Origin of the sequence: Pseudoduganella sp. R-43 (assembly GCF_049913255.1) — a bacterium.
In the GTDB taxonomy this organism is placed as follows: Bacteria; Pseudomonadota; Gammaproteobacteria; order Burkholderiales; family Burkholderiaceae_D; genus Rugamonas.
Window position 1 is genome coordinate 1,385,877 of the sequence record NZ_CP183988.1, and the last position, 23,154, is coordinate 1,409,030.

Sequence of the window (23,154 nt, forward strand, 5' to 3'; positions counted from 1 at the left end):
CCGCAGGGTCAGACCCAGTCTGAGCCGCTGCCAGGGGTGTTGGTTCTGGGCCTTTGAGGCCGCAGGCAGACGAGCTGACCGGGTCTGACCCTGCGGGTCAGACCCGGGTTTACCGGTTCAAAAAGCAAGCTGGGAGATAAAGATGAAAATCTGGAGCGATTCCTTCAAGGATGGCGCCGCCATCCCCGGCGATTTTGCTTTCGCGGTGCGCGACAAGGCGACGAAAGTGCGCCTGTCATCCAACAAGAACCCCCACCTGGCCTGGTCCGACGTCCCCCCAGGCACCGAATCCCTGGTCCTGCTCTGCATCGACGGCGACGCCCCCACCGACGGCACCTACGTCAACCAGGAAGGCCACACGCTGCCCGCTTCGATGCCGCGCGCCGACTTTTACCACTGGTCCCTGGTCGACATTCCGCCGAAACGCAGCAGCATCTCCGCCGGCGAATTCTCGAAAGCAGTCACCCCCAAGGGCAAGCCGGCCGGCCTGCCAGCGCCCCTGCGCCACGGCATCAACGACTACACCGGCTGGTTCGCCAGCGACAAGGACATGGCCGGCGACTATTACGGCTACGACGGCCCATGCCCGCCATGGAACGACGAGCGCACCCACCATTACATTTTCCGCCTCTACGCGCTGGACACCCCGCGCCTGGAGCTGGAAGGCCGCTTCACCTGCCAGGACGTGCTGGACGCCATCCACGGCCATATCCTCGACGAGGCGCAGGTAATCGGCAGCTACTCGCTATTTGAATGACAAGAATCCTGCTGATCCGCCACGGCGAAACCGCGTGGAACGCCGTGCGCCGCCTGCAAGGCCACATCGACATCCTCCTTAGTCCTACCGGCGAACGCCAGGCTGATGCCCTGGCGCGTGCGCTGGCGGCCGAGCCGCTGGAGGCCATCATTTCCAGTGACCTGGGGCGCGCCCTGCAAACCGCGCAAGCGGTGGCGGCGCACCATCCCCACCTGCCCCTGCACACCGACCCCGGCCTGCGCGAGCGCGGCTACGGCGCATTCGAAGGCCTCTTATATACAGAGATCGCCGAACGCTACCCCGTGGAGTTCGCGGAATGGCAGGCGAGGGACGTGGATGCCGTGATGCCGGCCGGGGACCGCGTGGCGGAAAGCTTCCGCCAGTTCTTCCAGCGTTGCCAGGACGGCATCGCGCGCTGGGCCGAACGCTATCCACAACAATCCATCCTGATCGTCGCCCACGGCGGCGTGCTGGAATGCGCCTACCGCGCTGCCCGCGGCCTGTCGATCGACGGCCCGCGCGATTTCCAGGTCAAAAACGCCAGCATCAATCGATTTACCTTTGATAAAGGGGTGTTGTCGCTTGAGCAATGGGGCGAGGTTGCGCACCTGTCCGCCAGCCTGGACGACATTGTTTAAAAAAGTGATTAGTTTTTGGGCAGCGCATCGGTTAAAATAGCCCCCTTTCCCGCACTGTCTTACGGATTTGTTAAGTGAATATCGGACCTCACGAGCTCCGCAATAACGTCTTTGTCGCGCCCATGGCTGGCGTGACGGACCGCCCGTTCCGCCAATTGTGCAAGGAACTGGGTGCGGGCTACGCCGTGTCCGAGATGGCCGCTTCCAATCCGCGCCTGTGGGCCAGCGAGAAGTCCTCGCGCCGTACCGACCACACCGGCGAGATGGAGCCGAAAGCCGTGCAGATTGCCGGCGCCGTGCCGGAAGAACTGGCTGAATGCGCCAAGTTCAACGTCGACCGCGGCGCCCAGATCATCGACATCAATATGGGCTGCCCGGTGAAAAAGGTCTGCAACAACTGGTGCGGTTCCGCCCTGTTGCAGCACGAAGACCTGGTCCAGCGCATCCTGGAAGCGGTGGTGCCGGCCGTGAACGTGCCGGTCACCCTGAAATTCCGCACCGGCTGGAACCGCGAGAACAAGAACGCCTTGCGCATCGCGCGCATCGCCGAGCAAGCCGGCATCCAGATGCTGACGCTGCACGGCCGCACCCGCGCCGACGGCTACACTGGCGACGCCGAATACGACACCATTGCCGCCGTCAAGGCAGCAGTCAGCATCCCGGTGGTCGCCAACGGCGACATCACCACCCCTGAAAAAGCGCGGTATGTGCTCGACAAGACCGGCGCCGACGCCGTGATGATCGGCCGCGCCGCCCAGGGGCGCCCATGGATCTTCCGCGAAATCGACCATTTCCTGCGCACTGGCGAACACCTGCCGGCGCCGCTGGTGGCCGAAGTGCGCAAGCTGATGGACGAACACCTGCAGGCCCACTACGCCTTCTACGGCGAATTCCTGGGCGTGCGCACCGCACGCAAGCATATTGGCTGGTACGTGCGCGACCTCCCGGGCGGGGAGGAGTTCCGTCAGGAGATGAACCGCCTCGAGTCGACCGCAGAACAACTGCGCGCAGTCGACAGTTTCTTCGAATCCCAATGGAAGTACGGCGAGCGGTTACAATACCGCCTCGCCGAAGAACCGCTGGCTGCGTGAACCGCGCCTGCATTGGCAAATATTTAGCAAGATCGATAAGAAAATGAGCAAAGAAAGCATTCAGGAAGTAGTCCAGAAAAGCCTGGAAGACTACTTCAATGACCTGGGCGAGCAGCAGGCATCGAACGTGTACGACATGGTAGTGATGACCGTTGAGCGTCCGATCCTCGAAGTGGTGATGGGCCGCGCCGACGGCAACCAGTCGCACGCAGCCCAGATGCTGGGTATTAACCGCAATACTTTGCGCAAGAAATTACAGGAACACGGCCTGCTGTAAGGCTGATTCCGCGTCCCGGTCCCTTTTGGCCGCGACGGGCCGTGGGGCCGGATGGTTTGTACCGATTTCCGTAACCTTCCCCCCACAGCTATGATCAAACAAGCTCTCATCTCCGTATCCGACAAGACCGGCGTGCTGGATTTCGCCAAGGCCCTGTCGGCCATGGGCGTCAACATCCTGTCCACCGGCGGTACCGCGAAACTGCTGGCCGATAACGGCGTGCCGGTCACCGAAGTGGCCGACTACACCGGCTTCCCGGAAATGCTGGATGGCCGCGTGAAGACGCTGCACCCGAAAGTCCACGGCGGCATCCTCGCCCGCCGTGACTTCCCTGAGCACGTCGCCAAGCTGGAAGAGCACAGCATCCCGACCATCGACATGGTGGTGGTGAACCTGTACCCGTTCCAGGCGACCGTGGCCAAGGCCGAGTGCTCGCTGGAAGACGCGATCGAGAACATCGACATCGGCGGCCCGGCCATGCTGCGCTCCGCCGCCAAGAACCACAAGGACGTGGTGGTGATCTGCGATCCGACCGACTATGGCGTGGTGCTGGCGGAGATGAAGGGCACCGACAACGCACCGGGCTACGTGTCGTACGAAACCCGCTTCAACCTGGCCAGGAAAGTCTACGCGCACACCGCGCAGTACGACGGCGCCATCACCAACTACTTCTCCAGCCTGGGCCCGGACCGCAAGCACGAAACCCGTTCCGCCTACCCGGCAACCCTGAACGTGGCCTTCGAAAAAGTGCAGGACATGCGTTACGGCGAAAACCCGCACCAGTCGGCTGCCTTCTACCGCGACCTGGCTCCGGTGGCCGGCGCGCTGGCCAACTACCGCCAGCTGCAGGGCAAGGAACTGTCCTTCAACAATATCGCCGACGCTGACGCAGCGTGGGAGTGCGTGAAATCCATGGGCTCCACCGCCTGCGTGATCATCAAGCACGCCAACCCGTGCGGCGTGGCCCTGGGCGCGAATGCGCTGGACGCCTACCAGCGCGCGCTGAAGACCGACCCGACTTCCGCTTTCGGCGGCATCATCGCCTTCAACGTGGAAGTGGACGGCGCAGCGGCCACCGAACTGGCCAAGCTGTTCGTGGAAGTGCTGATCGCTCCTTCCTTCACCGCGGAAGCGCGCCAGATCATGTCGGCCAAGCAGAACGTGCGCCTGCTGGAAATCCCGCTGGGCGAAGGCGTGAACGCGATGGACTTCAAGCGCGTGGGCGGCGGGCTGCTGGTGCAGTCGGCTGACTCCAAGAACGTGCTGCCTTCCGAGGTGCGTGTCGTGAGCAAGCTGCAGCCTACCCAGCAGCAGCTGGCCGACCTGATGTTCGCATGGCGCGTGGCCAAGTACGTGAAGTCGAACGCCATCGTCTTCTGCGGCAATAACATGACCCTGGGCGTGGGCGCGGGCCAGATGTCCCGTATCGATTCCGCGCGCATCGCATCGATCAAGGCGCAGAATGCCGGCCTGTCGCTGCAGGGTTCCGCCGTGGCTTCCGACGCATTCTTCCCGTTCCGCGACGGCCTGGATGTGGTGGTTGATGCGGGCGCGACCTGCGTGATCCATCCAGGCGGCTCGATGCGCGACCAGGAAGTGATCGACGCCGCCGACGAGCGCGGCGTGGTGATGCTGTACACCGGCACTCGCCACTTCCGTCACTGATCTGCGGTAAAACCGGTAGGGCGGGGTCAGACCCGCAGGGTCTGACCCCATCTGCTCGGCGGCCGCTGTGTAATTAGGTGCCGGACCCTGCGGGTCTGGCACCGGTCTACCGGTTTCTGCCGTAAAATCCGGGAATGATAATTCTCGGCATCGACCCCGGCTTGCGCACCACTGGCTTTGGCGTCATCCAAAAAGTGGGCAACAAGCTGCGCTACATCGCCTCCGGCACCATCAAGAGCGGCGAGGGCGACCTGCCGCAGCGGTTAAAGGTCATCCTCGACGGCGTCGCCGAAATCGCGGCCACCTACAAGCCCGATTGCGCCGCGATCGAAAAAGTCTTCGTCAACGTCAACCCGCAATCCACCTTGCTGCTCGGCCAAGCCCGCGGCGCCGCGATCTGCGCCCTGGTGACGCACGAACTCAAAGTCGCCGAATACTCGCCAACCCAGCTGAAGCAAGCCGTCGTCGGCACCGGCCGCGCCACCAAGGCGCAAGTGCAGGACATGGTCGCGCGCCTGCTGGCGCTGCCCGGCCTGCCCGGCACCGACGCCGCCGACGCCCTCGGCATCGCCATCTGCCACGCCAACAGCCAGGCCACGCTGGCCGTCGTCACCAACGCCCATCCCGCCCTGTCTGGACTGCGCATGAAGCGCGGCCGCCTGGTGGGCTAACCGCATTCAAAGGAACACTATGATCGGACGTCTCACCGGCATCCTGCTCGAAAAGAATCCACCGCAACTGCTCGTAGACGTACAAGGCGTCGGCTATGAAGTCGACGTGCCGATGTCTACCTTCTACAACCTGCCCGGCGTGGGCGAGAAAGTCAGCCTGTTCACCCACCTGACGATCCGCGAAGACGCGCACCTTCTGTTCGGCTTCGGCAATGCCGAAGAGCGCGCCGTATTCCGTCAGTTGATCAAGATCAGCGGCATCGGCGCGCGCACTGCGCTGTCGATCCTGTCCGGCCTGTCGATCGCCGACCTGGCGCAGGCCGTCACGCTGCAAGAAGCCGGCCGCCTGGTGAAGATACCCGGCATCGGCAAGAAAACCGCCGAACGCCTGTTGCTGGAACTGAAGGGCAAGCTGGGCGCCGACATCGGCGCTGCCGGCGCGCACCCGGTCCACGATTCGCAAGCGGACATCCTGAATGCGCTGCTGGCGCTGGGCTACTCCGACAAGGAAGCGTTGCAGGCGCTGAAGACCGTACCTGCCGGCTCCTCGGTTTCCGACGGCATCAAGCAAGCGCTGAAAGCTTTGTCGAAAGGCTGAGAGCTGTCGAGGAATGAGGTCTCATGAATATTGAGAGAATCCACGAGCGTCTGGCAAGCGCACTCGATCGCGAAGAGAACACGTTCATTTCCAGCGAGGTATTCGACATTAGCCTCGTCGATGGCGATATCAGGCTTAGCACTCGGACCGTGGAACCGTTCACCAAACGCTACGACGCGGATGATGAATGCGATGATGACGTTGAAGCCTACGGAGCATTTGTCGATGGTGGGCTGGCCGGTAAGATCGAGTTGGCAACAAGCTGGAATGACCTTGGGTCAATCGAGCACGTCGTCGTCTCCCGCAGGTTTCGCCAACGCGGTATTGCGACTGCGCTGATTCAGTTCGCCAAATCGTGGGCCCGGGACAGACTGCTCAAGGGCCTGCGCCTGGAAACCCAGACCAACAACGTCGCCGCCTGCAAACTCTATTTGCGGAACGGCTTCGAGGTGGGCGGCTTTGACCGATTCGTCTATCGCACCCAAGAGCAAGTCGCCAACGAGACCGCACTCTATTTGTACTGGTTTCCCGAGCAGCGGTCGCCGGAGTTGCAAAAAAGATAGTATGCTTCGGGTTTTCGAAATCAACTGAACGCTGCATGAAATCGATCCGCAAGTCCTTCCTCGCCTTGCTGTTGTGCGCACCAATGCTCGCAAGCGCAGGCTCCAAGACATTGTCGGTTGCCTTCTTCGATTACTCGAACGGGATCGGCAAGACATCGTTCAAGGCATTGCGTGCGAGCGGATACGAACACCAATGCTGGCAAGAGAGCTTTGGAGAAATCGAAGGCATTGACACCGCGTACATAGAGAAGCCACCGGCGAACCTTCAAAGGGACTTGCTGTTGCGCGCGGTACGCGGCGACGCAGCTGCTGCCGAACAATTTCGCCAGCAGCTAAACAACGCAAGGCTCAGCGGCGCCTATGCGTTTGTTCCTGATCCCTCAGGAAGGTTTGCCACCATTTACGGCCTGGGCTACCAATCGATCGCTGTTACGTCGTCGGCCTCTGTTCGTCTTCCGGAAGATGGCAAGCCGATCGCAAACCCCACGCTTTCCAAACGCCTGTGTGAAGCCGGCAAGGCGATGGACTGAACCCAGTTATTTGATCGAAGCGGGGCGTGATAATCGGATGTTTTTAACTTTTCGTTGGGAGTGAAATGCTGCGTCTTTCTTTTTTCATTATTTTGACCCTTATCGCATCTGGCGTGCATGCCGAAGAAGATCCGTTTGCTGATCTGAAAAAGGGACAGCCTAAAGCTGTCGGAGCACTCGCCGAACGAATCGCCATGTGCACTCATTTCGCCGGCGAAGAACCTTACGACGCTGAGCGCCGGAAAGAGATTGCTGAGGCCATGAATACATACCGCTGTGGAAAGATCGAGAGGGACGAGGCGGTCCTGCGCAAGCGCTATAAGGACAATCCGGGAGTGTTGGGGGCACTTCAAAGAGCGCACGAATGGTAAGAGCTAAAGTGCATGCGCATCCCGGCCACCCAGGCCCATTGACGTCTGAGGGCGTACGCTGCCGCCGCTGGTTAATCCAACGTTAGCGTCCGATGCGCACGCTACTATCATTCCTTTTGCTGATGCCGCTGGCTGCGTTGGCCTGCTCGCCACCTCCCGACATGAAGCCTTTTTCTGTCGAAGAGCTTTTTCAAGGTTCGGCTTACGTGGCATATGCCGAAGTAGCTTCGGTTAAGAGCTCGGGTGGAATTGAAGTCGCGGAGGTGAAGGTGTTGGAACAATTCAAGGGTGACGGCCTTTCCACCGTCATATCATCGGCAGATAGTTGTGGCCTTTCTTTGCACCGTGGCGAACGACGTATCTTCTTTCTTAACGGTGAGCGAAAGGGTCATGCACTTGCCTATCCATGGAACCATTCGCCTGAGATTATCCTTGCTAAGCTGCGAAGCTTAAAACAGCGATGAACACCATTGCGCTAATCATTTACTTCAGCGGACGCGCTGGCGCGCGCAGCTTGGCACCACGTTATGCAGAACATGACTGACGCTTGGGATAGTCCAACCTGGCTTGGACCCTCGGGAACCTGAGTTTGAGGTGCCAGCACTTAGGGCGTTGGCTCTGGCTGTTCAAATTCGTTCATCCGACATTGTTTGCGAACCGGACTTCGCTATTGATGGCTGTGCTTTCGTTCGGTTTTATCGCAGTGGCATTAATATTGGCCGTGCATGTGTCGCAAGACATGTAAGCGGTAACGCCTTCTACAGCGGCTACTTTGGTGCCGATGGTGATGAATTTCATGGATTCAACTATCTAGCCATCGCAAATTTGGTTTGCGAGTACAAAACTTCGATCGATGACGCACCTGATTTGGATTTGGCCGATGACGCAAAAGCATAACATTGCGGTCAACTGGACTGCCTCCACGCTGCGCGCTCCTTCGGCCGGTTACGTCCAACGTTGGGGAGTGTATGGCAGTCGTATCTAAGTGGATCTGCGGTAGCTGTGTGGCAAAAGATGTGCTGTTCGCTGTTCACACTGGACGTGAGACGGTCTTTGTCATTTGTGCCGCGTGTGGCGCCACTCAATTTTCCCCCGAGCGTGGTGATGCTGAATTCATCCAAATGGATGGAACCGCGCGCGAGCTGACGGGCAACTGGGTTATGGCTACCCATGAAGTTGTGAGGTCTGCTGGCTACGAATCTCAATTCGATGTGGAGGTGTGGCATTTTACGAAAGGATCTTTGAAAGTTTTCCTGGCTTTAGAATATGAAATCTGTGACCCAACCATCTGCTCCAGCAGACGTGCTACAGCGGGGTTTGCCCGCAAGACCCTTTGGCAACCGGCTTACGTTCATCAATGCCATTTGTACCCAATCCTCTAATCCGGCGGATGCCTGTGGCGCTGCTGACTTGGGAACGTCAGCTATGAGAATTCTTACTGCGTCGGCTGTTATCTTGATCTTGCTGACGGTGCTGCTAGCGTTGCTCTCGCGTGGGCCGGTTGGACCGGAGTCGATCGTTGCAAAAGACGTTCAAGCCCTCATTGACGATTCCGCCAAGAGCGTAAGCGCTTTGGCCCGAGACCCAGTATCGGTCGCTCCAAGGGAAGTTCCGCTGACCTTGGAACTGGAAGTGAAGCGCATACTTAAGGGGCTTTATTCATCCGAAGAAGAACGTGCCGAAGTCTATTCGATCGAATTCGGAAAGCTTGGCACTCCAGTGAGATGTTTTATTCGCTTACGTGGTGACCACGTAATTGGCATCGCAGTAGAGGCGGCCGCGTCCCGCGAATTAATGCAGGCACTCCATACGCGGTTTCCCGGGTACACAATTCATGAAATCGTGCCTAATCCTGAACTCGAGCGGACGCCTCCGGCGCCGCTGACTTAATACGTTGGCCCCTGACATGAAAATCCGTAGCTCGGTTAAGAAGAGCAATTGGGGTGAATCGCGGGAGGCCTTCTATCGTCAGGAGGCTAACAATATCGCGTACTCACTTAAGGGGAAGCTTGCAGTGCGTGGCGCCGATGTGTTTTTGCAGCAAGGCGGAAGTGAGGTGCACTTAGTTACCGAACGACAGACCACTGCACTCTGGTTCGATGTATGGACTGCGCTCAAAGAAAAATTTCCGGGCTTTTAGCATGAACGCTTTTGGCCCTACATCTCGATCAACTGCATCGCCACGTTAGCGGGAAAGTGTGGTGGAATTTGGTGAGCCTTTCTGAAACTTGGTAAGTTAAGATATGCCGACTTTTTCAGGAGCCTATTGATGTCCTTACGCCTAATCCTTGCCGCGGCGCTGCTGCTGCAGGTCTGCTTCGCACACGCTAACAATACCTCCCTGGAGGGCCTGCTGGATGCCCAATTGGCGCCCATGTTCAAGTCCGGCGCCCCCGGCGCCGCTGTCATCGTGATGCGAGATGGCGAGACGGTCTTTCGCAAAGCATATGGTTTGGCCGACCTCGACAAAAAGGTTCCGCTGCAAGCGGACATGCAGTTGCGACTGGGCTCGATCACCAAGCAGTTCACGGCAGTGGCAATCCTGATGTTGGCGGAGCAAGGCAAACTTTCGCTGCAGGACGACATTACGCGGTTCGTGCCGGGCTATCCGACCAAGGGTAAGTCCATCACCATACAGCAGCTACTGCAGCACAAGTCCGGCATCCACAATTACACGGACATGCGTTCGTTCTGGTCGGTAGCGCGCAAGGACATGAGCGTCGCGCAAATGATCGACTTCTTCAAGGATGAACCGCTGGACTACGCACCTGGCGAACGCTGGGCCTACAGCAACTCTGGCTACTTCCTTCTTGGCGCAGTTATCGAGAGAGCTTCCGGCATGCGCTACGCCGATTTTATTGCGCAGAATATCTTTGAGCCATTAGGTATGGTGGATACGGCCTACGAAGGCGCGGAGCGCAGCGCGAAGCGCCGCATTACAGGCTATCGCGGCGGCTTTTTCTCAGCCTATAGTCCGGCCGATCAAATCAGCATGTCGCTGCCCTATGCGGCTGGTGCGTTGGTTTCCACCGTTGACGACCTGGCGCGTTGGGATGCCGCCATCAGCGCTGGCAAGCTGCTGACGGCGGAAAGCTGGAAGCAGGCTTTCACGCCATGCACTCTGCCTGGTGCGGCGGCATGCAATTATGGTTTCGGTTGGACCATTGGCAAACTGCGCGGGCACCAGGAAATAGCGCACGGCGGCGACATCCCTGGTTTCAATGGCTACGTCATTCGACTGCCGGACGATAAAGTCTTTGTGGCTGTTTTGAGCAATGGCGAACGCAATTTGCTCAATTCGGAAGTGGTGGCGAAGCATGCAGCTGCCATGGCCATTGGCGATCCATTCCCTGAGCGGAAAGTCATCGCTCTGGCGCCTGAGGCGCTGGACGCTTTCGTCGGAACTTATAAGCTGCCCGACAACAGCACGCGTACGGTGCGCCGCAAAGGGGCAATTCTGACATGGCAGCGCGAAGGCCGCCCGGCGACGGACCTGAAGCCGTATGCATCGACCAGCTTCTTCATGGAGGGAACGATGAATAGCGTTGAGTTCCGGCGCGGCGCCGGCGGCAAAGTTACCAGCCTGTTGATGCAGCAGACCATTGGCGACCAGGTTGCCGAGCGCATTGCGGATTAAGCGAATCGCGAATACGTTTTGCCCAGATGCGAGAACCTCTCTCAATCAATGAAGTAATTGACCGGCTTGACGAACTTGCTGGCTTCGACATCTGCGTTCGAGGGTTGCTGACCTTCGAGCTCGAAGATATTTCGATCACACATTTACCGCGCGCCGAACGGCGTGAAGGCGAGATGTCTTCGATTTGGCTGTCGACTGGCACTGGGGCGCTTGGCTTCGATCACAGAAAATGCGAATCCTTGAATGGAAAGATCGTGGTCGTTGAAGGTACCTTATTCAAACCTGAGCCGCCCTTTGGGGGCTGCGGTCATATGAGTCTTTGGCCAGCGGAGCTCTTGGCGCGCACCTTGGAGCGCGAATGAGTGACAACCCCTTAATAAACCGGTGCTCTTTGAGTTCCTTCAGCGCTTCGGCGACACGGACAAGCTTATGATCGAAGACCAAGCGGAGGAACGAGCACTTTGGAACTTGTGCTGCTTGCTCGAGAAAGTGCGTGTGGTTCCTTTTGACGTTGCTTGTCCTTGCCCTCCGACTGATCAACTGAAGGGTGGAGCGGCTATGAGCAGTTTTCGCTGACCAACTCCAACCATGACGACGCTCGGTGCATTCGCTGTCATCTTCGACTCCTCGAATCGAGTGCTGCTCTGCCATCGAACAGACCGTGATTTGTGGAACCTTCCGGGCGGGCGCGTGGATCCTGGCGAAGCGCCGTGGGAGGCGGTGGTTCGCGAGGTACGCGAGGAAGTCGGGTTGGAAGTTCGTGTGGAAAAGCTGCTCGGCGTGTATTCAGTTTCTTCTCGGGACGACCTTGTTTTCAGTTTCAGGTGCCTGCTCGTCGGCGGGGAACTTCGGACTTCTGACGAGGCGGACGATGCGGCATGGTTCGCGTGTAGCGATATTCCTGCAAACACTTCTCGGCGGCAGGTCGAGAGAATCCGGGACGCCTTTGAGCATCCGGGTGAGTTGCTATGCCGCGATCAGTCATAATGAACGTGTGAAAATTGTCGGCAAGGACAGCGCCAACGGCGCTCTTTGCCAGAGGGGGAAATGTCATGCTCGATCGAGTCAACGACGCAATCCGGACGCACTACGCCCGTTCCGATCTTGGGAACGCCATCCTTGCAGCGCTGGAAAAGGCCGGCAACGACCTGGATCACCTCACGCCCGAAGAGCTGGCGCCGGTGGACGAATTTCATATCCGCGGCAGGACAGCGACGCTTGAACTTGCGAGGGCGGCCTCGTTGGATGCGTCGAAGCGGGTGTTGGATGTCGGCAGCGGTATCGGCGGCACCTCTCGATGCCTGGCTAAGGAATTTGGCTGCCGCGTCACTGGCATCGACCTGACCGAGGAATACTGCAATGCTGCGGCGCTGCTCTGCGCCAAGGTCGGTCTTGCGGATCTTGTCGACTTCCGCCAGGGTGACGCAACCAGGCTGCCGTTCGATGACGCGTCGTTCGACGTCGTGTGGACCGAACACGTGGCGATGAATATTCCGGACAAAGCCCTGCTGTACCGGGAAATGCACCGGGTTCTCAAGCCGGGTGGCACCCTCGCGATCTACGACATTCTCGCCGGCCCGTCCGGTCCTGTTCTCTTTCCGGTTCCGTGGGCGCGCACACCCGATACCAGCTTCCTGGTGCAACCTGGTGAACTGCGCCGGCTGTTGGAGGCAGCGGGCTTCAAGGTGACCCATTGGTCGGACACGACCGATGCGGCGCGCACCTGGTTCGTGGCGCTTGCCGAGAAAATACGTCATGAAGGGCTGCCGGCAGTTGGTTTCCACATCCTCCTCGGACCTGATTTTCCGGCCATGGCCCAGAATCAGCGACGAAATCTCGAGGAAGGGCGGATTGTTCTCGCTCAAATCATCGCAAGCAAATGAAAACCATGGAGGCATCGTGACCGTCAAGCGCATGGACAATGTTGGCATTGTGGTGGAGGACCTGGACGCCGCCATTGCATTTTTCGCCGAGCTTGGCCTCGAACTTGAGGGGCGTGCGCCAGTGCAGGGCGATTGGGCCGATGGCGTCACAGGTCTGCACGGCATGCGTGTCGAGATTGCGATGTTGCGTACGCCGGATGGCCATAGCCGGCTCGAGTTGTCCCGCTTCCTGGCGCCGGCGGTGGTCGCCGATCACCGTGCCGCGCCGGTGAATGCCCTTGGCTACCTGCGCGTGATGTTTGCTGTGGATGACATTGACGATACGCTGGAGCGGCTTGGCAGGCTGGGGGCGACGGTCGTTGGAGAAGTGGTCCAATACGAAAACGTGTACCGGCTCTGCTACATTCGCGGACCGGAAGGAATCCTCATTGGACTGGCCCAGGAGCTTGGGCAGGGGTGAGGCCGGGGCGGGCGGACTGCGTGCTAGAATTTGCCAAAAAATTAACCAGCGCCCACATGTCCCGCCGAAGCAAGTTCCTGCCCTTATTGATCCTTCCCTGCCTCGTGCTGATTTCTGCCTGCGGCCAGAAGGCTGGTGGCGTATCCGATGAAGATATCAGGGTTTCCAACCTCGAACCACTGCCAAGCATTGCAAGGTCCATGGTCGGGAAGGAGCGCCAGATCAAGCCGAGCGAGCCGGATTACGTTCCCGAGCCGATAGCGCAGTCGCTCAAGGCTCAAGTTGCGAAATGGCCGAAGGGGGAGAAGATTGCTGAAGCTCTTGGCTATTGTTCCGGCGCGCTGGTTTCCGAGCGCCTTGGCGCGAAGTCGGCCTGCGCAGGTGCTGATTTGATCTCCCCGGAGAGTTCGTGCATCGAAAAGCATGGCTATGGCAGGAAATCCATAGGCCAGACGCTTACCGCCGACCGCCAGGACCTCAATGGCGACGGCATCAAGGATTACATCATCTCCGACCGTTACTACTGCCAAAGCCTGTCCGCAAACGCGGCCAATGTGCACTTCGTGATGCTGTCGAATTCAAAGAAGGACTTCACGCTGGCTTATGCGGACTGGGCGTCGCTAGGCCTTGTCGTGGTGGATGACAAGGTCAAGGGCAGGCTGGTCTTGCTCGAGCAGGCCGTCAGGTCATACGGAACTTTCTCGACCATTTATGAGTTGATTGATTCGAAGTATGTTGCGAAAGCCTGCGTCCTGCGCGACGATGATGGCTACAGTGCCTGCGAAATTGTTGCGCCTCAAAGCAGGTTTAATTGAATTCGCCATGACTTGTCCAGCGCGATCAATTGGCTTGTTGCGCGCGCGGTGCTCTATACTCGCCACGATTTTATAATTCGCGCCGCGTATGGAACACCTGAAATGACCAACATCACTGCTACCCAAGTCCCTCCACGAATCCGTCGAAGGCAAAGCCTGGCGCTGGTGCTGCTGGTGGCGAGCGGGGTCATCAATTACCTGGACCGCGCCACCCTGGCGGTGGCCAACGAGTATATCCGCGCGGACCTCGGCCTGTCGCTGGGCGAAATGGGTTTGCTGCTGTCGGCATTCTCGTGGAGCTACGCCTTGTGCCAGCTTCCGGTCGGCGCACTGGTCGACAAGATCGGTCCGCGCTGGCTGCTTGGGCTCGGGCTGGTGCTGTGGTCGGTGGCCCAGGCAGCCGGCGGGCTGGCCTCGACTTTTGGCTACTTCGTGCTTGCGCGCATTGCGCTCGGGGTCGGGGAGGCGCCGCAATTTCCTTCTGCTGCACGCGTGGTAAGCAATTGGTTCCCGCTGCGCTCGCGTGGGACGCCGACGGGTATCTACAATTCCGCCTCGCCGTTGGGCGTTGCCCTGGCGCCGCTGTTGCTGCCGCCACTGATCGCGGCGACCAGCTGGCATTGGGCGTTTTACGCCACCGGCGCGCTTGGCCTGCTGGCTGCAATCGTCTGGGTGAGCGTCTATCGCGACCCTGTGCGCGAGGAATTGAGCGCGGAGGAGCGCGCCTACCTGGAGGATGGTGAAGCCAGCGAAGCCGCACCCAAAACCAGCTTTGCCGGCTGGCTGGCGCTGTTCCGCCATCGCGTGACGTGGGGCATGATGTTCGGCTTTTTCGGCTCGGTATACCTGAACTGGGTGTACTTGACCTGGCTGCCCGGCTACCTGCGCACCGAGCGCCATATGGACCTGGCGCATGCGGGCTTCGCATCGGCAATACCTTTCCTGTGCGGTTTTGCCGGCGCGCTGATCGCTGGTTGGTCTTCCGACCGCATCGTGCGTTTTGCGAGCACCCCGATTTCGGGGCGCCGCAATGCGGTGGTGCTGGCGACGCTGGGCATGGTGATATTCACGATTCCTGCAGCGCTGGTGGAGAGCAATGTCCTGGCGGTGGCGTGCATTTCCATTGTGATCTTCCTTGCCAACGCCTCTTCGGCCTGCGCCTGGTCGCTCGCCACGGTGGCGGCGCCTCGCAGCCGCATCGCTTCGCTCGGCGCGATCCAGAATTTCGGCGGCTTCCTCGGCGGTGCGCTGGCGCCGGTGCTTACCGGGTATATCGCGCAGCAATGGTCCTTTGTACCGGCGCTGCTGGCCGGTGCCGCAATTGCCTTCCTTGGCGCCATGTCGTACCTGTTCCTGGTCGTGCGCCCCATTCCGGAAAACGACGGAGACAGTATTCATGCGTAAGGCTGCTTTCGCTCTGGGTGGGGCGCTGATTGGAATGGTCGCGGTGTCGTGCTGGATTGGCGGCGTCATCGGCTGGCAGCAAAGCGGGCAATGGCCGGCGTGGCTGGCGGTGCCGCTCGGCGTGGGCATGGGACCGGTCTATCTCGCGGCCGACCTGATGACCCTCGCAGATGGCAGGGCGCAGGACATGATCGCTCTGCCGCAATCGCTCCTTGGCGGCCTGGCCGGTGCAATCCTGGGCTTGGCGGCGGCCCGCATTCGCCGCTGAGAGGGCGGCGAGCAATTTTTTGAGAGAATTCGATGCGCTGCGGGCGCGTACAATCTTGCACCCATTCCCGCAAACGCGGCAGCGCTGCACTCAAAATGAAGACTCAATTTTTTACCGCGACAAGCCTTGATGGCTTTATCGCTACCGAAGACGATTCGCTGGACTGGCTGTTCCCGCTTGGCGATATCAATGACAGCAGCTATCCCGAGTTCATCGCCCGGGTTGGCGCCATCGCGATGGGCTCGTCCACCTACGAGTGGATGGTGCGCAATGCCGCAACGGTGGCGGCGGAAACGGGATCGCCTTGGCCCTATACGCAGCCGACCTGGATCTTTTCGTCGCGCACCTTGCCGTCGATTCCCGGCGCCGACCTGCGCTTCGTGAAGGGCGACGTCCGTCCGGTGCACGCCGTCATGCGCGAGGCAGCGGGCGACAAGAATATCTGGATCGTGGGCGGCGGCGACCTGGCGGGGCAATTCCATGACGCCGCACTGCTGGACGAATTGATCGTCCAGGTGGGTTCGGTCACGCTGGGGCACGGCAAGCCGCTGTTCCCGCGGCGCCTGACCAACCCGCCGCTGTTGCTGCAGTCGGCGCGGCAGATCGGCACCGGCATGGCCGAACTGCGCTACCTGGTCCCGGGACGCTGATCGCATGATTATCCGGCCTTATCAAGCTGCAGACTGGCAAGGCATCTGCGCGGTGCACGATGCCGCGCGCAAGTTCGAACTCGATTCCAGCGGCCTGGCAGATGCCTTCCTGACGCTGGAGCAAACCGGCGAGGCAGAGGGGCTGTTCGAGGCGACGCTGCTGGTGGCGGAAATCGCCGGTGAAGTTGCAGGCTTTGCCGGCTTCACGGAAGATGAAGTCACCTGGCTGTACGTCGATCCTGCCCGCTACCGGCAGGGAATCGGCCGTGCGCTGCTCGACGCAGTACTGCGCGAGTCGGGCAGGGCCTTGTCGCTGGATGTACTGGTTGGTAACACGGCCGCCCTGGCCTTGTATCAAAGCGCTGGCTTCAAGATCGTTGACACGATCAGCGGCAAGCTGGCGGGCAACGAGCAGTTCGCCGCGACTGCACATGTACTTCATAACTCAAACTCACTACTGGGGAAATCAATTGCTGGACAGGACTAACTACTTCGTCAAGGAGCACGTCGGCGTGCTCAAGCTTTCGGACGCTTACGACATCATCGACCCCGATACCCAGCAGAACCTGGGCGTGGCACAGGAAAAACTGAGCTTCCTGGTCCATGCGCTGCGCCTGGTGATCGACAAGCGCATCCTGCCGACCAAGGTGGAAATTTCCGAGCAGGCCAACGGCCCTGCGCTGCTCACCATCAAGCGCGGCGTAACCTTCCTGCGTTCCCGCATCGAGATCCTGGACCGTTCGGGCCAGGCGATCGGGTACTTCAAGTCCAAGCTGTTCAGCCTGGGCGGCGGCTTCTTCGTCTACGACATGCGCGACCAGCTGATCGCCGAAGTGAAGGGCGACTGGAAGGGCTGGAACTTCAAGTTCCTCGACGCCAAGGGCAACGAGAAAGGCACCGTCAGCAAGAAGTGGGCTGGCATCGGCAAGGAATTGTTCACCAGCGCCGACAACTACATGATCTCGATCGCGGAGGACTTCAAGGCCAATTCCGGCCTGCTGCTGGCCGCCGGCCTGGCGATCGACATCGTCTACAAGGAGCGTTAAGCGCTAGCCCGGCCGCTGGATCACCTCTGCGGCAGTCCTTCACGACCGGCCGTGCTAGACTTTGGCGAATATTCGAGGAGATTTCTCATGACTATTCGTCAACTTTTGGCGGTGCCGCTGGGCGGCTTGCTGTTGGCAGCGGCGCCTGCGGCCTGGAGCCAGCAGGCCGCGCCGGGGCAGGACAAGCCGGAAGCCCGGCAGCCGGCCAGGGCAACAGTAAAAGGCGAACCTTCCACCGCTGCGCGCAAGGCCACCGGGTTGCAGGAGCCGAAGAAGGATGGCCAGCCTGACCGCCGTGAGAAGGCGATGCAGGTGTCAGGCAGCCTGCAGAAAAAAACCAACGAAACGGCAAGCGCGGCCGCTTCCAACGTGAAGTGAGCCCCGGGCTGTCCGGCCTTGATAGAATCATGCCTTGAACCTGTTTTTCGAGCTGGCATGAGCATTCAAACCGACAATTTCACCGAGCAGCGCATCATCGATGCGGCGCCATCTTCGCCCAACGAGGAGGCCATCGAGCGCGCCTTGCGTCCCAAGCATCTCGATGAATATGTCGGGCAGTCCAAGATCCGCGACCAGCTCGAAATCTTCATCTCGGCCGCCCGCAAGCGCAGCGAGGCGCTTGACCATACCTTGCTGTTCGGCCCCCCGGGCCTGGGCAAGACCACGCTGGCCAATATCATTGCGCGCGAAATGGGCGTTAACCTGCGCCAGACATCCGGCCCGGTGCTGGAGCGCCCGGGCGACCTGGCGGCGATCCTGACCAACCTGGAGGCGAATGACGTCCTGTTCATCGACGAGATCCATCGCCTGTCGCCGGTGGTCGAAGAAATCCTGTACCCGGCGCTGGAGGACTACCAGATCGACATCATGATCGGCGAAGGCCCGGCGGCGCGCAGCGTCAAGCTGGACCTGCAGCCTTTCACCCTGGTCGGCGCCACCACCCGCGCCGGCATGCTGACCAACCCGCTGCGCGACCGCTTCGGCATCGTGGCGCGGCTGGAGTTCTACACTACCGAGGAATTGGCAAGGATCGTCGCCCGCAGCGCGGCGCTGCTGAAGGCGAATATCGACGAAGGCGGCGCGCTGGAAATCGCGCGGCGCGCGCGCGGCACGCCGCGCATCGCCAACCGCCTGCTGCGCCGCGTGCGCGACTACGCGGAGGTGAAGGGCAACGGCGACATCACGCGCGAGCTGGCCGATGCGGCGCTGCGCATGCTCGACGTCGACCATGTGGGCTTTGACGTGATGGACCGCAAGCTGCTGGAAGCGGTGCTGTACAAATTCGGCGGTGGCCCGGTCGGCATCGGCAACCTGGCGGCTGCCATCGGCGAGGCCGCGGATACTATCGAGGACGTTTTGGAACCATACCTGATCCAGCAAGGCTTCCTGCAACGCACGCCGCGCGGGCGCGTCGCCACGGCGCAGGCCTACCAGCATTTCGGCGTGACCCCGCCGCGCAGCAACGCCACCGGAGACCTGTGGGATGCGTAAGCTCGCAGCGCTGGGCGCGGCGGCGTTGGCCGCGCAGATCGCATCGGCTGCCATGCCCGTGCAGGGCTACACGATCAAGGCAAGCTACCCGCACGATCCGCAAGCCTTCACCCAGGGCCTGTTCTTCAAGGACGGCTTCCTGTGGGAGAGTACCGGCCAGTATGGCGCGTCCTCCGTGCGCAAGGTGGAACTGGCCACCGGCAAGGTGCTGCAAAAGCGCGACCTGCCGGAGAAGGTGTTCGGCGAAGGCATTGCGCCGCATGGCGACAGCATTGTCGGCATCACCTGGATGAACCAGGCCGGCTACGTGATGGACCAGGGCAGCCTGTCCATCAAGGGCACCTTCAATTACCTGGGCGAAGGCTGGGGCATCACCAGCGACGGCGAGCGCCTCTACATGAGCGACGGCACGCCGGAAATCCGCGTGCTGGACCCGAAAACCTTCGGCGAGCAGCGCCGGATCAAGGTCACGGCCGACGGCCAGCCGCTGGCGCAGATCAATGAGCTGGAGTGGGTCGATGGGCAGATCTATGCCAATGTCTGGCAGACCGACCGCATCGCCCGCATCGACCCGTTCAGCGGCCATGTGCTGGGCTGGATCGACCTGTCCGGGCTGGCCGCTACCGCCAGGGCGGGCAGCGATGCCGACAATGTCCTGAACGGCATCGCCTACGACGCCAAGTCGCACCGCCTGTTCGTGACCGGCAAGCGCTGGCCGAAGCTGTTCGAAATCGTGCTGCGGCCACTAAAAAAATAGTAACTGTCGGTAGGCTTGCCTCATGGGATATTCCGCGCAAGAATAGGGTGAAAACTCAGCCTTGCGGAGGCTTGCCGTGCTCGCACGTTCCAGCAGCTTGTTCTGGAAGCTGTTCCTGCCAATCGCCTTGCTGCTGGCCGGGTGTGGTCTGGTCATTTCGGCATTATTGCCAATCCTGATCAGCGAGAACGCCGAGCGCGACGCTGTCGATTCGGCGCAGGCCACGGTGCGGCAATTCCTCATGCTGCGCAAGTACTACACTGAAAACGTGGCGGCGCGGGTGCTGGCGCAGACCGACATGCAGGTCGACCCGGACTATCGCAGCAAGGAAAACGCGATTCCGCTGCCGGCCACGATGATCCACGACCTGAGCGACCTGATGCAGGGCGGCGGCACGGTGGTCAAGCTTTACAGCCCCTTTCCTTTCCCGCAGCGGCGCGAGCGCGCCAGCGACCAGTTTGCGCGGGACGCCTGGACCTACCTGCAGAAGACTCCCGACGGCGTCTTCTCCCGCACTGAAACCCTGCACGGCCGCACGACGGTGCGCGTGGCGCTGGCCGACCGCATGAGCGCCGATGCCTGCGTTTCCTGCCATAACAGCCATCCGCAAAGTCCCAAGACCGACTGGAAGCTGGGCGATGTGCGTGGCGTGCTGGAGGTGGATTCCACGCGCGAGGCGGCCAGCGCCACCCGCGTCGTGAGCTGGGTGCTGATCGCATTCGGCTCCGTGCTGGTGCTGATGGCGGCGGCGCTGCGCGTGTTTTACCAGCGTAACGTGGCGCAGCCGCTGCACCGGGCGCTGGACTCGGCGCGCGCGCTGGCCGATTCGCGCGCCGGCCATGTGGCAGCTGTGCAGGCTGTCGCAAGCGGCAATCTCGATCACGGCTTGACGCCGGCGCCGCTGCCGCAGCTGGACCTGGCCGGCGTGGCGCACGATGAGGCGGGCGACCTGCTGCTGTCGGTAGCGGCGCTGGCCGAATCGCAGCGCAGCTTCGACGAGGCCTTCGCCAAAATGACCGAAGCGCTGCGCGCCAGCAAGCTGGCCGACCGTGCGCGCGACTGGCTCAAGTCGAGCCAGAATGAACTCAATATCGTGATGCGCGGCGAGCAGGAACTGGCGGTGCTCGGGCAGCGCCTCCTGGACTTCCTGGCGGAGCGCCTGGGGGCGCGGGTCGGGGCGCTGTACGTCGATGAAGCAGCGGGGGCGGGCATGTGCCTGCTGGCCGGCTATGGGCTGGCGCAGGAGCGCCATCCTGCACGCATTGCGCCGGGCGAGGGACTGGCGGGGCAGGCGATCCGCGACGGCAAGCGGATACTGGTCGACGCGGCGCCGCCCGGCTACCTGGAGATCGGCTCGGCCCTTGGCAGTGCGGAGCCGTCCTGCGTGCTGGTGCAGCCGCTGCAGCATGGGCGCAATATGGTGGGGGTGATCGAGCTGGGCGCCTTCAGGCACTTCAGCGATAACGAGCTGGCTTTTGTCGACCTGTGCGCGGAGGCGATCGCGATCGGGCTGGAGGTCAACATCACGCGCCATCGCACGCGCTCCTTGCTGGCGGAGACGGCGCAGCAGGCGGAGGAGTTGCGGGTGCAGCAGGAGGAGCTCCAGCAAAGCAATGCGGAGCTGGAGGAGCGCGCCGACCTGCTGGAGCGGCAGCGCGAGGAAATCCAGCGCGTCAGCGCTTACAAGAGCGAGTTCATGGCCAATATGTCGCACGAGTTGCGCACGCCCTTGAATTCCATGCTGATCCTGTCGGCGCTGCTGAAGGAAAACAAGGCGAACAACCTGAACGAACGGCAGCTTGAATATGCGGGAACCATCCACAATTCCGGGCGCGACCTGCTAAACCTGATCAACGATATCCTGGACCTGGCCAAGATGGAATCGGGCAAGGTGGAGCTGAACGTCGAGCCGGTGGAGCTGGCCGGCCTGTGCGACGACCTGCTGGCGCAGTTCCAGCCGCAGGCGGAGCAGAAGGGCCTGGTGCTGCGGATCGAGCGCCTGCCCGGCACGCCGGCAGCGGCAATGATGGATGGACAGCGCGTGCAGCAGGTACTGCGCAACCTGCTGGCCAATGCGCTCAAGTTCACGCACCAGGGCAGCGTGGCGTTGCGGATTTCCGTCGTGGGAGACCAGTTGTCGTTTGCGGTCAGCGACACGGGCATCGGCGTGCCGGCGGATAAGCAGGTGACGATCTTCGAAGCGTTCCGGCAGGCGGACGGCAGCATCAGCCGGCATTATGGCGGCACGGGGCTGGGCCTGTCGATTTCGCTGCAGCTCGCGCGCATCATGGGCGGGGCGCTGCACCTGCACAGCGTGGAGGGAGAAGGAAGCACGTTCACTTTCATGCTGCCGCTGCTGCCTGGGTCCGCCCCGGCAAGCGCCGGACCGGCAGCCGCTGCGCCGCCCGCCACGGCGCCGGGCGATGGCGTGCGCCGCATCCTGATCGTGGAAGACGATCCATTCTTCGCCAGCCTGCTGGCAGATTTCGTGCGCGCACGCGGCTACACGCCGCTGGTCGCGCCGGACGGGGAGCAGGGCCTGCAACTGGCACGGCACGAAGCGCCGCATGCCGTGCTGCTGGACGTGATGATGGCGCGCATGGATGGCTGGGAAGTGATGCGCGAGCTGCGCGCCGATCCCCGTACCAGCCACCTGCCGGTGCATTTCATCTCATGCCTTGACGAAATCCAGCGTGCGCGCGACCTGGGGGCGCTGGGCCTGCTGACCAAGCCGGCCAGTCCCGAACAGCTGTCGCAAGTATTCGAGACCATCGAGCAGGCCTGGGCCGGTGCGCTGAAGCGCGTGCTGGTGGTGGAAGACGACGAAAGCCAGTCAAGCAGCCTCGCCGCCCTGCTGGCGGGGCGCGACGTGGAAGTCGTGCGCTGCCTGTCCGGGCATGAAGCCATCGAGCTGCTGGCGCGAGGCCACTTCGACTGCATGGTACTGGACCTTGGCCTGCAAGACATGTCCGGCTACCAGGTGCTGGAGGCGATGCAGGCCACGCCCGGCATGCGCCACCTGCCGGTGGTGATTCACTCCGGCCAGGACCTGACGCGCGAACAGCTGCGCATGCTGAACCGCTACGCGCGCAGCGTGATCATCAAGGGCACGCACAGTCCCGAACGGCTGCTCAGCGAAGTGCAGTTGTTCCTGCACAGCGTGGAGCAGGGCGGCCATGCCACGCGGCAGGAGGCCCTGGCCCTGGCCGGCAGCAGGGTGCTGGTGGTGGACGACGACATGCGCAACCTGTTCTCCCTGGCCAGTCTGCTCGGCGACCGCGGGGTGGAAGTGCTGGAAGCGGAAAATGGCCAGGAAGCGCTCGACAGGCTGGCGTCGGAAGGAAGGGTGGACGCTGTGCTGATGGATATAATGATGCCGCAGATGGATGGTTACGAAGCGATGCGCCGCATCCGCGCCGATGCCCGCTTCAGGGATTTGCCTATCATCGCGATGACCGCCAAGGCGATGCCGGGCGATCACCAGCATTGCCTGGAGGCGGGAGCCAGCGATTACCTCGCCAAGCCGATCGATACCGCGCAGCTTTTGTCGCTGCTGCGGGTCTGGATTAGACGCTAGGGGAG

At 61.3% G+C, this 23,154-nt stretch carries 30 protein-coding genes; all 30 read left to right on the forward strand.

Features of this window, described 5'->3' with window-relative positions; genetic code table 11:
- Window positions 1-142: 142 nt before the first annotated feature.
- The 30 genes from ACN9M3_RS06500 to ACN9M3_RS06645 all read left to right on the forward strand — a co-directional run bounded on the left by ACN9M3_RS06500 (window position 143) and on the right by ACN9M3_RS06645 (window position 23,149).
- A complete protein-coding gene (locus ACN9M3_RS06500) occupies window positions 143-757 on the forward strand; it encodes a YbhB/YbcL family Raf kinase inhibitor-like protein (protein ID WP_426321280.1) in 615 nt (204 codons plus the stop codon).
- A complete protein-coding gene (locus tag ACN9M3_RS06505) occupies window positions 754-1,395 on the forward strand; it encodes a histidine phosphatase family protein (RefSeq protein ID WP_426321282.1) in 642 nt (213 codons plus the stop codon). Before ACN9M3_RS06500 ends, ACN9M3_RS06505 begins: the two co-directional genes overlap by 4 nt.
- A 74-nt stretch (window positions 1,396-1,469) precedes the next feature.
- The gene (dusB, locus tag ACN9M3_RS06510) at window positions 1,470-2,486 is read left to right on the forward strand and encodes a tRNA dihydrouridine synthase DusB (RefSeq protein WP_426168846.1); all 1,017 of its coding nucleotides are present in this window, start codon (window positions 1,470-1,472) and stop codon (window positions 2,484-2,486) included.
- A gap of 43 nt (window positions 2,487-2,529) precedes the next feature.
- The gene (locus ACN9M3_RS06515; RefSeq protein ID WP_028102293.1) at window positions 2,530-2,763 is read left to right on the forward strand and encodes a helix-turn-helix domain-containing protein; all 234 of its coding nucleotides are present in this window, start codon (window positions 2,530-2,532) and stop codon (window positions 2,761-2,763) included.
- 90 nt (window positions 2,764-2,853) lie between these two features.
- Complete coding sequence (gene purH / locus ACN9M3_RS06520) at window positions 2,854-4,428, forward strand: bifunctional phosphoribosylaminoimidazolecarboxamide formyltransferase/IMP cyclohydrolase (protein WP_426321284.1); 1,575 nt, start codon at window positions 2,854-2,856, stop codon at window positions 4,426-4,428.
- 134 nt (window positions 4,429-4,562) lie between these two features.
- Window positions 4,563-5,099, forward strand: a complete 537-nt coding sequence (gene ruvC, locus ACN9M3_RS06525; protein WP_426168851.1) for a crossover junction endodeoxyribonuclease RuvC — start codon at window positions 4,563-4,565, stop codon at window positions 5,097-5,099.
- Window positions 5,100-5,118: 19 nt separating this feature from the next.
- Complete coding sequence (gene ruvA, locus ACN9M3_RS06530; protein ID WP_426168854.1) at window positions 5,119-5,697, forward strand: Holliday junction branch migration protein RuvA; 579 nt, start codon at window positions 5,119-5,121, stop codon at window positions 5,695-5,697.
- A 23-nt stretch (window positions 5,698-5,720) separates the two neighbouring features.
- Window positions 5,721-6,260: a GNAT family N-acetyltransferase gene (locus tag ACN9M3_RS06535; protein WP_426321287.1), complete on the forward strand. Its 540-nt coding sequence runs from the start codon at window positions 5,721-5,723 to the stop codon at window positions 6,258-6,260.
- A gap of 35 nt (window positions 6,261-6,295) precedes the next feature.
- Window positions 6,296-6,790 carry a hypothetical protein gene (locus ACN9M3_RS06540; RefSeq protein ID WP_426321289.1) on the forward strand — a complete coding sequence of 165 codons (495 nt, stop codon included), beginning with the start codon at window positions 6,296-6,298 and terminating at the stop codon, window positions 6,788-6,790.
- 65 nt (window positions 6,791-6,855) lie between these two features.
- On the forward strand, window positions 6,856-7,161 hold the full coding sequence (locus ACN9M3_RS06545) for a hypothetical protein (RefSeq protein ID WP_426321291.1): 306 nt from the start codon (window positions 6,856-6,858) through the stop codon (window positions 7,159-7,161).
- Between the two features lie 116 nt (window positions 7,162-7,277).
- Window positions 7,278-7,625, forward strand: a complete 348-nt coding sequence (locus tag ACN9M3_RS06550; protein ID WP_426321293.1) for a hypothetical protein — start codon at window positions 7,278-7,280, stop codon at window positions 7,623-7,625.
- Window positions 7,626-7,755: 130 nt separating this feature from the next.
- A complete protein-coding gene (locus ACN9M3_RS06555; RefSeq protein WP_426321295.1) occupies window positions 7,756-8,058 on the forward strand; it encodes a hypothetical protein in 303 nt (100 codons plus the stop codon).
- Window positions 8,059-8,129: 71 nt separating this feature from the next.
- The gene (locus ACN9M3_RS06560; RefSeq protein ID WP_426321297.1) at window positions 8,130-8,543 is read left to right on the forward strand and encodes a hypothetical protein; all 414 of its coding nucleotides are present in this window, start codon (window positions 8,130-8,132) and stop codon (window positions 8,541-8,543) included.
- 43 nt (window positions 8,544-8,586) lie between these two features.
- Complete coding sequence (locus ACN9M3_RS06565) at window positions 8,587-9,051, forward strand: hypothetical protein (protein ID WP_426321299.1); 465 nt, start codon at window positions 8,587-8,589, stop codon at window positions 9,049-9,051.
- Window positions 9,052-9,067: 16 nt separating this feature from the next.
- Complete coding sequence (locus tag ACN9M3_RS06570) at window positions 9,068-9,301, forward strand: hypothetical protein (protein WP_426321301.1); 234 nt, start codon at window positions 9,068-9,070, stop codon at window positions 9,299-9,301.
- Between the two features lie 129 nt (window positions 9,302-9,430).
- Window positions 9,431-10,798 (forward strand): serine hydrolase, encoded by a 1,368-nt coding sequence (locus tag ACN9M3_RS06575; protein ID WP_426321303.1) that lies wholly within the window; start codon window positions 9,431-9,433, stop codon window positions 10,796-10,798.
- Window positions 10,799-10,824: 26 nt separating this feature from the next.
- Entirely contained in the window at window positions 10,825-11,160 is a 336-nt protein-coding gene (locus tag ACN9M3_RS06580; protein ID WP_426321305.1) for a hypothetical protein, read from the forward strand.
- 226 nt (window positions 11,161-11,386) lie between these two features.
- Window positions 11,387-11,785: an NUDIX hydrolase gene (locus ACN9M3_RS06585; protein ID WP_426321307.1), complete on the forward strand. Its 399-nt coding sequence runs from the start codon at window positions 11,387-11,389 to the stop codon at window positions 11,783-11,785.
- Between the two features lie 65 nt (window positions 11,786-11,850).
- Window positions 11,851-12,681: a class I SAM-dependent methyltransferase gene (locus tag ACN9M3_RS06590; protein ID WP_426321309.1), complete on the forward strand. Its 831-nt coding sequence runs from the start codon at window positions 11,851-11,853 to the stop codon at window positions 12,679-12,681.
- A gap of 16 nt (window positions 12,682-12,697) precedes the next feature.
- Window positions 12,698-13,141, forward strand: coding sequence for a VOC family protein (locus tag ACN9M3_RS06595; protein ID WP_426172129.1), 444 nt, complete (start codon window positions 12,698-12,700; stop codon window positions 13,139-13,141).
- 20 nt (window positions 13,142-13,161) lie between these two features.
- Entirely contained in the window at window positions 13,162-13,956 is a 795-nt protein-coding gene (locus ACN9M3_RS06600) for a hypothetical protein (protein WP_426321311.1), read from the forward strand.
- Between the two features lie 102 nt (window positions 13,957-14,058).
- The gene (locus ACN9M3_RS06605) at window positions 14,059-15,360 is read left to right on the forward strand and encodes an MFS transporter (RefSeq protein ID WP_426321313.1); all 1,302 of its coding nucleotides are present in this window, start codon (window positions 14,059-14,061) and stop codon (window positions 15,358-15,360) included.
- Window positions 15,353-15,628 carry a hypothetical protein gene (locus tag ACN9M3_RS06610; protein ID WP_426168880.1) on the forward strand — a complete coding sequence of 92 codons (276 nt, stop codon included), beginning with the start codon at window positions 15,353-15,355 and terminating at the stop codon, window positions 15,626-15,628. The genes ACN9M3_RS06605 and ACN9M3_RS06610 overlap by 8 nt, the downstream gene beginning before the upstream one ends.
- A 95-nt stretch (window positions 15,629-15,723) precedes the next feature.
- Complete coding sequence (locus ACN9M3_RS06615; RefSeq protein ID WP_426321315.1) at window positions 15,724-16,278, forward strand: dihydrofolate reductase family protein; 555 nt, start codon at window positions 15,724-15,726, stop codon at window positions 16,276-16,278.
- 4 nt (window positions 16,279-16,282) lie between these two features.
- Window positions 16,283-16,765 carry a GNAT family N-acetyltransferase gene (locus ACN9M3_RS06620; RefSeq protein ID WP_426168886.1) on the forward strand — a complete coding sequence of 161 codons (483 nt, stop codon included), beginning with the start codon at window positions 16,283-16,285 and terminating at the stop codon, window positions 16,763-16,765.
- A complete protein-coding gene (locus ACN9M3_RS06625) occupies window positions 16,749-17,324 on the forward strand; it encodes a phospholipid scramblase-related protein (RefSeq protein WP_426168888.1) in 576 nt (191 codons plus the stop codon). The genes ACN9M3_RS06620 and ACN9M3_RS06625 overlap by 17 nt, the downstream gene beginning before the upstream one ends.
- A gap of 87 nt (window positions 17,325-17,411) precedes the next feature.
- Window positions 17,412-17,702: a hypothetical protein gene (locus ACN9M3_RS06630; RefSeq protein ID WP_426321318.1), complete on the forward strand. Its 291-nt coding sequence runs from the start codon at window positions 17,412-17,414 to the stop codon at window positions 17,700-17,702.
- 57 nt (window positions 17,703-17,759) lie between these two features.
- Window positions 17,760-18,815: a Holliday junction branch migration DNA helicase RuvB gene (gene ruvB / locus ACN9M3_RS06635; RefSeq protein WP_426168893.1), complete on the forward strand. Its 1,056-nt coding sequence runs from the start codon at window positions 17,760-17,762 to the stop codon at window positions 18,813-18,815.
- The gene (locus ACN9M3_RS06640) at window positions 18,808-19,572 is read left to right on the forward strand and encodes a glutaminyl-peptide cyclotransferase (RefSeq protein WP_426168896.1); all 765 of its coding nucleotides are present in this window, start codon (window positions 18,808-18,810) and stop codon (window positions 19,570-19,572) included. The genes ruvB and ACN9M3_RS06640 overlap by 8 nt, the downstream gene beginning before the upstream one ends.
- Before the next feature lie 76 nt (window positions 19,573-19,648).
- Complete coding sequence (locus ACN9M3_RS06645) at window positions 19,649-23,149, forward strand: response regulator (RefSeq protein WP_426321321.1); 3,501 nt, start codon at window positions 19,649-19,651, stop codon at window positions 23,147-23,149.
- The last annotated feature ends 5 nt before the right edge of the window (window positions 23,150-23,154 follow it).